Here is an 11,190-nt window from a genome sequence, read left to right on the forward strand (position 1 = left end):
AATGGTGGCCGGCTTCGCCTCGGAACGACGGCCGGCTTCAAATCGGAATCCCCGGCCGGCTTCGTCGGAATACGCAATCTGGCGCCGGGGCGTCCGATCGACGCGTTCATACCAGCGGACAGGGAAAGCGCGATCGCCACAGCTTTTCGGGATCATCCCGGCATCATCGCGGCGCGTCACGACGTCGACGTCGCCGAGGCGCAGGTGAAGATCGCCGAGGGGCAGCTCTATCCGCAGCTCACGGCCTCAGCCAGCCTTGAAGGCAACCACGATCTGCCGCCACTTAGCAACAGTCCTCGACCCAACAGCAGCTCGCTGAGTGGGATCGTTCAAGGCCGATTGACGATACCCCTCTATGAGGGCGGCTTCGTGTACTCGGAAATCAGGCAGGCGAAGGAGCGCGTCGGGCAGCGCCGCATTGAGGTCGAGTCGATCCGGGATCGCGCCCGATTCAATGTCGTGACGGCTTGGGGGGCCCTTGAGGCTGCGAAAGCGGCGGTGATCGCGTCGCAGAAGGCGGTCATCGCCAACGAGCGGGCGCTGGCCGGCGTACGGGAAGAAGCCGCGATCGGGCAGAGGACCACGCTGGATGTCCTCAATGCGCAGCAGGAACTTCTCCTCGCCCGGGTCGGCCTCGTCTCAGCGCAGCGAGACCGCGTCATCGCCTCCTATCAGGTCGTGTTCAGCATGGGCCAGTTGACGGTCAAGTTCCTTAACTTGACCGGGAACGTCTATGACAAGAAGGTTCATTACGATCAAGTCAAAGATCTCTGGTTCGGCGTCCGGAGCCCGGACGGACGATAACGCCTGAGCACTGCATCCTGAGATATTCCCGCGCATGCTGAGGCTGGCCGCCTGCAGTGAGAATTTCAAGCGGGCCAATTGGGCCTATAGACGTTGGCTGGGAACATCCCGTGCGTCGGTCCACAAGGAGCGTGTAAAATCCATGAGGCGCTACCCGAATGAGGCGCGGCCGGGGTGTGGCGGTAGACGTGGCGCACTGGCGGGCTCAACGGCGCCTCAATCCGCCGAGGTATCATCGATCGAGAAGTTTTCGGGTACGATCGGTCAGGGCTTCGGTAAGTTGGTCGGGGCTTGACCTCTGAATGATGCCCGTAAATTCTGAACGCCGCGCGGCGACATCACTGATCGTACCATCAAAATACGTATCGAAAACCTTGCTATCTCGACCGACAATATAATTGACAGCATGTTCCACGCCATCGCTATCCACGATTTTGGTGTAGACAAGGGTGCCGTTGCCTTGCGGTTGCGAGGAGGGCTCCACATCAAAGCGCTCGCCGGAATAGGTGTCGAGCTTGCTCGCGTAGGTTGCGACGATGAAGTCGGCGTAGGCAGCCTGAAATTTCCTCCTGGCCTCCGGAGACATCGTGCTCCAATGCGAGCCTAGGACCCGCTGCGCCATCACAGACATATCGAAGGTGCGCATCATCACGGGCTTGAGCTGATCGAACCGCGCTCGCGTCGCTTGTCCAGAGCGCATGACCGCGATCATCGCGTCGTAGAACCGTTTGACGACCCCTGTTGCAGGATCGTCGCTGCGGGCGGGCACCGTGCCACTCGCCACAGCAATCGCGAACAGCAGCGCCGTGATCTTCCGTTTCGATGTCATCGCCATATTGCCGCTCACCGCGCATCCCCCAAATCTTGTTCGATTGGCACAGGCTCGGAATACTGCTGCAGGTATAGGCTCTTCACTCGGGCATAAATGTCGAGTGAGTCCTCGCGCAAAGTTCGCAAATCGCTGGCGACCTCTACGCGTCTCAGCCCACCGGTCGCAATCGTGCGCGCTGCAACCGTCGCTCCGCCGTTCAGAGCCGGGATCGCGTTCAAGGGATCGAGAATACCCTCGCCAATGTCGGCAAAGATTTTTCTGGGCGATGATGGACCAAGTATCGGGAGAACGATGTAATCTCCGGACGGTATGCCCCAGTATGCGAGCGTCAGGTCGAAACTCGTCCGCTTCTGAGTGAGACCGATCATCCCCGCATAGTCCACGAAACCGAACAATCCGAGTGACGTATTGAGAACAAAGCGGCCGGCTGCCGCAGCCGATCGATCCGCGTGTCCTTGTAGTAGAAAGTTAACCAAGTAAGTGGGTTCATTTAGATTATAGACGAAATTATCGATACCTCTGCGAAGGTCGTTGGGCACATGGCTGACATACTGCTGTGCCACCGGCTCCACCACTTGCCGATCGAAATCCTCGTTGAACGCGAAGGTGGCTCGGTTCATCCGTTCGAGTTCGGGACCATCACTCGATCCGGCGTCATAGTACCGCGTCGTCGAGCATCCTCCCGCCATAGCGAATGTGAATAAGAGGAGCACCCAGGTTGCTGACCGCAAGGCTGCAGGCCGGGACGTCTTGCCCCAGCGTGTCAACAGCTCCGGCATATCGAGAGTCTCCAAAACCCGGGCTTTGCGCTAACGCCGCTGTGAGAACCGGCCGCTCGTGAGCGGCCAGCGGGGATGCGTCTCGAACAGGCGGAGGAAGGCCCCGGACACGTACTCCGCTCTGGGCGGACGTGTTTGGTTGCCGCGCGGCAGCCAACTCGTCTTCCTTCGGCACATGGCAGACTACCTCGCGACCTCGCCTGATCTGCGCCACCTTCTGATCGGCGGACGTCTCGATCAAACCCGCGGAACGGCTTCGCGACCGTAGCGGTGTCCGGTGAGACGGGGAAATTACGATTTTGTGATCGGCCCCCACGAGGTGGTCCAAGGTCAAAGTTAGTGCAGGGTTGGTCGCTGGACCACGGCGAGCTTGGCCGGTGCAGCCGGCCTAGCGGCTATAGCTGGCACGAACACCTCTGGCGCTGGCGGCCGGTAGCCCAATGCGCCATGCGGCCGAACCGTATTGTAGTGCCGTCGCCAGCCCTCGATCATGATCTGCGCCTCCTTGAGCGTGTAAAAAATCTCGCCATTCAGCAGCTCGTTGCGTATCTGTGCGTTGAAGCTCTCGACATATCCGTTCTCCCACGGCGAACCAGGGGTGATGTAGGCCGTCCTTGCGCCAACGGCCGCAATCCAGGACTGCACCGACTTGGCGATGAACTCCGGACCATTGTCTGACCGAATGTGCGCCGGCACGCCGCGCAGGATGAACAGGTCGGACAGCACATCGATCACGTCGGCCGCCTTGAGCTTGCGATCCACTCGGATGGCCAGGCACTCGCGGCTGAACTCGTCGAGGACGTTGAGCATCCGGAACTTGCGCCCGTCGTGGGTGCGCGTCTCGACGAAGGGCCCTGTCGCAAACCCGTGGCGTTTACCCCGCGTTGACCATAGAGCCCGCATGGCACCTCCTGTTTCGGAGGCCACCCCATGATCCTGTCCGCCATAGCCGCGAAGCTGAAGCAGCGCTCCAAAGCCGATTTCAAGGGCCGGCACTACGAGGCGGCCCTGATCGTTCAGGCCGTCGCCTGGTACCTGCGTTACCCGCTGAGCTATCGTGACATCGAGGAGCTGTTCCTGGAGCGCGGGGTCGAGGTGGACCACAGCACCCTGAACCGTTGGGTGCTCGCCTATGCGCCGTTGATCGAGAAGCGGCTGCGCCAATTTCGCAAGCCGCACTGCGGGTCGATCCGGATCGATGAGACCTACATCAAGGTGCGTGGTGAGTGGCGCTACCTCTACCGAGCTGTCGACAAGCACGGCAACCCAGTCGACTTCCTCCTCACCGCTAACCGCGATCTCGACGCGGCCAAGCGGTTCTTCCGTAAGATGCTGGCGGATCAGCCACTTCTTGCGCCCGATCGGATCGGCACGGATGGTGCCAGCACCTATCCACCCGCGATCGTGGCTGCGAAGAGCGATAGTCTTCTGCCCCACGCGCCGCTCCACTACGTCACCAAACATCTGCAGCAAGGCATCGAGAGCGACCACTTCCGGGTCAAGAAGAACATGCCCCGGATCGGCGGCTTCCGCTCCTTCCATACAGCGCGACGCACGATCTGCGGCTTCGAGGCCATGCTCTGGCTGCGAAAGGGCTTCGGTTTCGCCGGCGCGTGGACGGTCCGCGAGCAGAACCGTCTTCTCGCACTCTGCTTTGGGCTTCCGCAGGCGAACAAAGCGTGAAAGCAGAACGGTAGAGAGCCTTCCGCGGCCTGACACTGAGTTCGCGACAGGCCCCACCAGACTATGGCATGACCGACCCCAAGCGCGTCTACGACGTTATCGGGGAACGCGAACTTTCGACCCTCTACGGACGTCCGCAGTCCTTCGCCGGATGCCCGGAAGCCGCCGTTCGGTTGCAAGGCAGGGATCCAGGTCATACGTTAGGACCGAACCACAAAGGGAGTGCAGCCGTGAACAACAGGACGAGCAACGCGATCCGCCTTGTCTCTACCCGTGCCACGGTTGCCCATGTCCGTCTTCCTCACGCTCAACTCCGTCTCCGCCCGGACGCCTGACCGCCCGCTCTTCAGCGATCTGACGTTCGCGGTTGGGACGGAACGTGTCGGGCTCGTTGGCCGCAACGGTTCCGGCAAATCCACCCTCCTTCGTATCGTTGCGGGTTCCGCCGAGCCGTCGTCCGGCACTGTTCGGCGAACGGGTACGATCGGTGTCCTCTGGCAGGACATGCCAGGAGGGTGGACCCTGGCCGAAGCGCTCGGCGTCACGGACGGTCTGGAGATGCTGGAACGCATCCTGGCGGGGAACGGCACCACCGGCGACTTCGACGCCGCCGACTGGACCCTGGAGAGCCGCATCGGCACCGCACTCGTACAAGCCGGGCTTCCCGACCTGCCGCTGGATCGTCACCTCCAGACCCTGTCGGGCGGGGAGCGGACGCGCGTCGGCATCGCTCGTCTCGTCATCGAGGCGCCGGACCTCCTGCTCCTGGACGAGCCGACGAACAATCTCGACGCTGATGGTCGCGCTGCGATCCGAGCCCTGGTGCGGGATTGGCGCGGGGGCGTCCTTGTCGCCAGCCATGATCGGGAGCTTCTGGAAAACGTGGACCGCATTCTGGAGCTGACGACGATCGAAGCGCGCAGCTTCGGCGGGGGCTGGTCGGCCTTCGCCGCCGTCCGCGACGAGGATCGACGCCGCGCCCGCGCCGAGCTGGAGCGCGCGGATGCGGACGTTCGCGCGGCGCGGCAGGCCGCGCAGGCGCAGCGCGAGGCGAAGGAGCGACGCGACAGGGCGGGACGTGCCTTCGCGGCCAAGGGGTCCGAGCCGAAGATCCTTCTGGACGCGCGGGCCGAGCGAGCAGAGAACAGCGGCGGGAGGGCACAGGCGATCAGCGATCGACGCATGGGCGCGGCGTTGGCGGAGGTGGAAGAAGCTCGTTCACGGGTGGAAGTCCTGACGCCCCTGACGATCGATCTGCCCCCGAGTGGCCTGCCATCCGGCGCCAACGTCCTTGCCATGGAGGGCGCCATCGCCGCAGCGGGCGACCGGCGCCTTGGTCCATGGACCCTGCGCATCGACGGGCCGGAGCGCATCGCCCTGAAGGGAGCGAATGGCGCGGGCAAGACGACTCTTCTGCGGATCGCGGCAGGTCTTCTAGCGCCCGTCGCTGGAACGGTGCGTCGCGCCGAGGGGCGCATCGTCATGCTGGATCAGCATGTCGGGCTGCTTGATCCAGAAGGCGGCATTCTCGACAACATCCGCCGCCTGCATCCCGATGCCAGCGACGAGGAAGCCTACGCGCTCTGTGCTCGGTTCGCCTTCCGCAACCGGGATGCCCAGCGCATCGTCGGCACGCTGTCCGGCGGCGAGCGTCTGCGGGCAGGCCTGGCGGCGGCCCTTGCAGGGTCGGCGCCGCCCTGGCTCATCATCCTTGATGAACCGACCAACCATCTCGACATCGAGTCGGTCGAAGTCCTGGAAAGCGCTCTGCGCAGCTTCGACGGTGCGCTTCTCGTCGTGAGCCACGATCCATCCTTCGTCGAGCGGGTCGGTGTCGATCGGGTCTTCGAGGTTTGACCTCATATGGATTGAAGGCAGCTCTTGCCCAACTCGGTCCGTAAGCTGCCCGTCCGCTTTCCACCGAGGCTGTGTGAAAACGCTGAGGCCTTCCGAAATCTTAGAACAATTTTCTATATGGTGGCCACCCAGGCATCCTGAATGCGGCCCATGTTTGATACGGATGCCTGTCTCAGCGCTGCACAGGTCATTCGAGGGGAGATCCTTCTACCGCCTCGGCGTTTTCACACAGCCTCCACCCGAAATGCTCATTGGCAGACGTAGGCATGGGTTAGCGCTTGACGGCGAAGGCCCGATTACAGAAGCCATCATTATTGGATAAGACTACAACCGCCTTGCCGTTCATGTTCGGTTGAAACAGCCGCTCGCACGAAGCGTAGAAATTGTTGCAATCGACGAGCGCAACGAGGCCGGTCATGCGCAATCCAACATATCAAAAAACGCGCGAAGAGCCGGTGACGACACCCCACACCGTAAAGTCCGCAGCCTCAGGAACCTCGATATTCGGGAAAGCAGGGTTCTCGGCCTGAAGGATCACATGCCCGTCGCGGCATAGATACGTCTTCATCGTGAACTCACCATTCAGGCATGCCACCACGATGCAGCCGGTCCTCGGCTGCCGAGCCTTGTCGACCACCGCGATATCGCCAGGGAACAGGCCCCGTCCGATCATGCTCTCGCCGGCGACGCGGACCAGGAACACGCTCGGGGCCCCGATCCCATGCAGATCGTTGAGATCGAGGGGACGCTCCAGGCTGTCTTCGGCCGGTGACGGAAAGCCACACGCCACCGACTCCGTCACCAGAGGGGCACTGGCGGTCAGCCTCACCTCCCCTTTCAGAAAGGCCGCAATGCCGCTGCTGGAGCCGCCCCGGGCCGCCGCAGCCCGCCGGGCCGCATCAGCAATGTCGATCGGAAGCCGGACGACCTTCGTCGCCTCCCCGCTTGGCCTGCCGGCCCCCTCCCGAGGGCCGCCCCAGGACGTCCGCTTGCTCTGCCGCATCGGTCTGACCCTCCAATTTGAAATCCGTTACGGATATCAAGCGCACGGGTAGCCCGCCGGGTCGAGCGGCGAAGCCTGTCAAGCAAAATGAGATTTTCTGCCCTGTGAATTTCGTGGACAACTCGCAGGCTGAATGAGTGAGCGATCGAACTCTGGATTCGCAGCTTGCTCATTCCCTATCACCTACGACGGGCGCGGCTTGCTTGCTCGCTCACTGAAGCTCGTCCTGAGCCGACAGTTGGCCATGGCCAACCGTCGCGTTGCCCTCCTCCTCGAGTCGATCTGGTATGCTCGCACATAGCCACGTCCCATCCATGACAGCCATGAGCGGCGGTAGGGACTTGTTTACCAATATCTTCTTGCGGAATTGGAAGAGCTGTGGCTTTGTAAAACGGATTTTATCCGATTTGACGGAAATTTCCGTTTTGGGGGCGTTAGAATGTCGAAGTTTGGAACTTCGCAGGGAATACCCGATCGTGCATCAGATGACCGCATATCATCTCATGCTCGGCTTCTTTCCTCCCAATTGCAGTCCTTGCGAGAGAAGTTATTTCCTCCTGAGGCCAATAAGGAATTGAGGAAATTTACATCCGGAGAAGTGTCGCGTCTTGTTTCTGTCTCAGATAGTCACTTGCGTCAGCTATCTCTCGATAAACTCGGTCCGTCCCCCGAAATTCAATCGAATGGACGACGGCTTTATACGCTCAAACAGATTGGAGAGCTCAGAAAATATCTTTCTGAGGTACGGCCTAACGATGCTCTGAACTTCCTGCCTTGGCGACGGGGCGGTGAGCGTCTTCAGACACTTGCGTGTGTCAACTTTAAAGGTGGATCTGCTAAGACCACTACTACGCTCTATCTTGCTCAATGGCTGGCGCTTCAGGGGTATCGAGTGCTCGCGGTCGATCTCGATCCCCAAGCTTCGCTCAGTGCGATGTTCGGAATACAGCCAGAGTTTGATCTTAGTTGGGGTGATACTCTCTATGGCGCCATTCGATATGATGAAAAACGGAGGTCATTAAAAGATATTATAAGAAAAACCTACTTTCATGGACTTGATCTTGTTCCTAGCAATCTCGAACTCATGGAGTTCGAACACGAGACGCCGCAAATGCTAACCAGCACTCGGCGGGCCGAGGGGGGCATGTTTTTCGAGCGCGTTGGCCATGCTCTCGCAACGGTACAGGACGACTATGATCTCGTGGTCATCGATTGCCCTCCCCAGCTTGGCTACCTCACCCTCGGCGCTGTCTGCGCAGCCACATCACTCCTGATCACAATCCATCCGCAGATGGTCGACGTCGCATCCATGTCCCAGTTCCTGCTGATGGCATCTGATCTAATGCGCGTCGTCCGTGATGCAGGGGGCGATCTCTCCCACGACTTCATCCGCTACGTGGTGACCCGTCACGAGCCGCATGATGGGCCGCAGAGCCAGATTGTTGCCCTGCTGCGCGGGTTGTTCGAGGACGATGTCCTGGCGGCCTCCGTATGGAAATCGACGGCAATCGCAGATGCAGGATTGACCAAGCAGAGCTTGTACGAGCTTGAGCGAAACAGCGTTGGTCGCGCGACGTATGACCGGGCCTACGAAAGCCTCGATGCCGTTCATCGAGAGATCCTCGGACTGGTTCACAAGGCCTGGGGGAGGGCAGCATGAAGCGGCGCGACGCGATCCGAAGCCTGTACTCGGCCACCTCCGAATCCGGAAAGTTGGCCATGGCCAACCCTCGCTCGAACGCCAGTTCGAGCGAGAGCAATGAGGCTGCACCTGAGTCGAACTTACAGGGTCCCTCCCCCGACAAGTCGGGAATGGCAAACGCCAGCCACAGCGCCGAAGTCGGCGCAGCCGCTCAGGCCGGTGCCGGTCCGAGTGACACCCCCGACATCTCAGAGGGGTCTGCTACGCCTGAATCCGGTCACAAGGTCCGACAGGTTGAGAGCGCCCCAACCAGCGCTGTGACGACTCCGGCAGCTCCCTCCCCCGACAGGTTGGCCATGGCCAACTCTAGTCCCAGGGAGGAGTCTGAGGATGGACGAGTGCTGGCAGGGCCTGTCCGTGCCATGAGTCTCTCGCTCGGTCGAATCGACGACCATCGCCGCGCGCTCGAGGACGCCCTCGCACGAGGAGAGACGATCGTCGATATCGATCCGGCTTTAATCGACCCGTCCTTCGTACAGGATCGCCTCGACCATGATGCGGGCACTTTCGCTGACTTCAAACGGCTGATCGAAGAGCGCGGACAAGAGGTGCCGATCCTCGTTCGTCCCCATCCCCATGATCCTGGGCGATATCAGGTTGCCTACGGTCACCGACGCTTGCGAGCGTTGACCGAACTCGGGCGGCCCGTTCGCGCTGTTGTCCGAGCGTTGAGCGATGCCGAGCTCGTTGTAGCTCAAGGCGTCGAAAACTCAGCCCGCCTGGATCTGACCTACATCGAGAAGGCGCTGTTCGCCCGCCGGCTCGAAGATCGTGGTTTCGAACGCTCCACTATCATGGATGCACTCTCGACGGATAAGGGCGAGCTGTCGAAACTCATTGCGGTTGCCCGTGCAGTTCCAGAAACATTCGTGACTAAAATCGGCCCAGCGCCGAAAGCGGGCCGGCGCCGCTGGCTGACGCTCGCCGAGAACTTTAAGAAGGTCGGTGTCGCCCAATTGGTCGAGAAAGCCGTACAGGAAGAGTCGTTCACTGCCCTCGATACCGACGCGCGCTTCGTCAAGGTTTTCGCACTCGCCGCCCCGCGGGATGCGACAAGCCCAGCGCCGACCACTTGGGCAGAGCAGGGCGGTCGAGCAACGGCCCAGATCTCCCGCAAGGGGACGAGTGTGACCCTCGCCATCGATCGTGACCCCTCATTCGGTGATTTTGTCGCTTCACAACTTGACGAGCTCTACGCAGCCTTCCTTGCCCAGACCTCTCTCGAAAATGGGAACGGTGGCGGTTCTGAAGGCTGAAGGGCCGATGCGTTACCCCGAAGTTGGCCATGGCCAACCATGCCGTCCAATGGTGCAGGCGCGTCCCTGCGGGACCGGGCTCTAATCGCTCCGCTCCCCGAACCCCTACGGGTTTCGGCCCTACGGGTGACGATCCCATCGCGCAGCCCCCCTTTCGGAAGGGGGGCAATCCGGCGGGCGCGCTAGGTGTGCAGTCCCGCGGTGTGGTGGCATCAGTTTAGCTGAGGTCGCTGCATACCGGGAGGCGTTATGGGACAGGTTCTACACGGCTGCGCCACGACCACGCACGCGGTCAGAGCAGCACTACAGCGATCGAAAGCTTCGCTCAAAGAGCTTGCCGCACAGCATGGACTGAACCCCAAGACGGTCGCGAAGTGGCGCAAGCGTGCTTTCGTGCATGACGCGGTGATGGGACCGAAGACGCCGCGCTCGACGGTGCTCACGACCGAAGAGGAGGCGATCATCGTTGCCTTCCGCCGGCACACCCTCTTGCCGCTCGACGACTGCCTGTACGCGCTCCAGGCCACCATCCCGCACCTGACCCGCTCGTCGCTGCATCGCTGTCTGCAGCGCCACGGGATTAGTCGGTTACCCGAGGTCGGCGGCGACAAGCCCGGTAAGCAAGCCTTCAAGGCTTATCCGATTGGCTTCTTTCATATCGACATCGCGGAAGTTCGCACCGGCGAAGGCAAGCTGTACCTCTGGGTGGCCATCGACAGGACATCCAAATACGCCTTCGCCCAGCTGCACGAACGCGCTGATCGGCCCGTGGCCTGCGCCTTTCTGGAGGCGCTCATCGAGGCTTGTCCTTACCGCCTGCACATCATCCTGACCGATAACGGCATCCAGTTCGCCGAGCTGCCCAAGAACCGTCGCGGCCCGACTGCCCTGTACCGCGTCAACCGCTTCGACCAGATTTGCCGGGCGCACGACATCGAGCATCGGCTCACCAAGCCAAACCACCCGTGGACCAATGGCCAGGTCGAGCGCATGAACCGGACCCTCAAGGAGGCGACGGTCAAGCGCTACCATTACGACAGACACGATCAGCTGCGAGACCACCTCGCCGCATTCTTGGATGCCTACAACTTCGCTCGGCGGCTCAAGACCCTACGCGGCCTCACGCCATACGAGGCGACCTGCAGAGCCTGGGCAGACGATCCAAGCCGCTTCAGATACGATCCGACCCATCTCACCTGGTAGCGTCCGCGGACGAGGTGTAAATTCGAGGACCGCTTTGGCGGGGATTGGGGTGGCCATCGGGCCATGCGGCT

At 61.4% G+C, this 11,190-nt stretch carries 9 protein-coding genes and 3 pseudogenes; 6 read left to right on the forward strand and 6 right to left on the reverse strand.

Annotated elements, in window-relative coordinates; all coding sequences use genetic code 11:
• A pseudogene (locus K2Y56_RS03815) lies at positions 1–180 on the reverse strand (hypothetical protein); the annotation flags it as partial.
• Between K2Y56_RS03815 and K2Y56_RS03820 the strand changes: the two are divergent.
• Complete coding sequence (locus K2Y56_RS03820) at positions 166–804, forward strand: TolC family protein (RefSeq protein WP_292505290.1); 639 nt, start codon at positions 166–168, stop codon at positions 802–804. The pseudogene K2Y56_RS03815 and the gene K2Y56_RS03820 overlap by 15 nt on opposite strands.
• A 232-nt stretch (positions 805–1,036) precedes the next feature.
• Here the strand turns inward: K2Y56_RS03820 and K2Y56_RS03825 are convergent, their stop codons facing one another.
• From K2Y56_RS03825 to K2Y56_RS03835, 3 genes and pseudogenes are all read right to left on the reverse strand, one after another.
• Positions 1,037–1,651 carry an ABC transporter substrate-binding protein gene (locus K2Y56_RS03825; protein ID WP_292505266.1) on the reverse strand — a complete coding sequence of 205 codons (615 nt, stop codon included), beginning with the start codon at positions 1,649–1,651 and terminating at the stop codon, positions 1,037–1,039.
• Positions 1,648–2,415, reverse strand: coding sequence for a VacJ family lipoprotein (locus K2Y56_RS03830; protein ID WP_292505268.1), 768 nt, complete (start codon positions 2,413–2,415; stop codon positions 1,648–1,650). Before K2Y56_RS03830 ends, K2Y56_RS03825 begins: the two co-directional genes overlap by 4 nt.
• Positions 2,416–2,751: 336 nt before the next feature.
• A pseudogene (locus K2Y56_RS03835) lies at positions 2,752–3,264 on the reverse strand (integrase core domain-containing protein); the annotation flags it as partial.
• 81 nt (positions 3,265–3,345) lie between these two features.
• On the opposite strand from K2Y56_RS03835, the gene K2Y56_RS03840 reads away from it, so the two are divergent.
• Together K2Y56_RS03840 and K2Y56_RS03845 are read left to right on the forward strand one after the other, a co-directional pair.
• Positions 3,346–4,098 carry an IS6-like element ISMex25 family transposase gene (locus K2Y56_RS03840; RefSeq protein ID WP_043768345.1) on the forward strand — a complete coding sequence of 251 codons (753 nt, stop codon included), beginning with the start codon at positions 3,346–3,348 and terminating at the stop codon, positions 4,096–4,098.
• A 288-nt stretch (positions 4,099–4,386) separates the two neighbouring features.
• On the forward strand, positions 4,387–5,955 hold the full coding sequence (locus K2Y56_RS03845) for an ABC-F family ATP-binding cassette domain-containing protein (protein WP_273289083.1): 1,569 nt from the start codon (positions 4,387–4,389) through the stop codon (positions 5,953–5,955).
• 304 nt (positions 5,956–6,259) lie between these two features.
• Here K2Y56_RS03845 and K2Y56_RS26440 read toward each other — a convergent pair.
• Together K2Y56_RS26440 and K2Y56_RS03850 are read right to left on the reverse strand one after the other, a co-directional pair.
• Positions 6,260–6,373: pseudogene (locus tag K2Y56_RS26440) on the reverse strand (hypothetical protein); the annotation flags it as partial.
• Positions 6,374–6,388: 15 nt separating this feature from the next.
• A complete protein-coding gene (locus K2Y56_RS03850; protein WP_292505284.1) occupies positions 6,389–6,958 on the reverse strand; it encodes a LexA family transcriptional regulator in 570 nt (189 codons plus the stop codon).
• Between the two features lie 439 nt (positions 6,959–7,397).
• Here K2Y56_RS03850 and repA point away from each other — a divergent pair, with 439 nt between their 5' ends.
• From repA to K2Y56_RS03865, 3 genes are all read left to right on the forward strand, one after another.
• Complete coding sequence (repA, locus tag K2Y56_RS03855; RefSeq protein WP_292505287.1) at positions 7,398–8,618, forward strand: plasmid partitioning protein RepA; 1,221 nt, start codon at positions 7,398–7,400, stop codon at positions 8,616–8,618.
• A gap of 338 nt (positions 8,619–8,956) precedes the next feature.
• A complete protein-coding gene (repB, locus tag K2Y56_RS03860; protein ID WP_273289126.1) occupies positions 8,957–9,916 on the forward strand; it encodes a plasmid partitioning protein RepB in 960 nt (319 codons plus the stop codon).
• 249 nt (positions 9,917–10,165) lie between these two features.
• Entirely contained in the window at positions 10,166–11,119 is a 954-nt protein-coding gene (locus tag K2Y56_RS03865; protein ID WP_273289077.1) for an IS481 family transposase, read from the forward strand.
• The last annotated feature ends 71 nt before the right edge of the window (positions 11,120–11,190 follow it).

Source organism: Methylobacterium sp., assembly GCF_019745455.1.
In the GTDB taxonomy this organism is placed as follows: Bacteria; Pseudomonadota; Alphaproteobacteria; order Rhizobiales; family Beijerinckiaceae; genus Methylobacterium.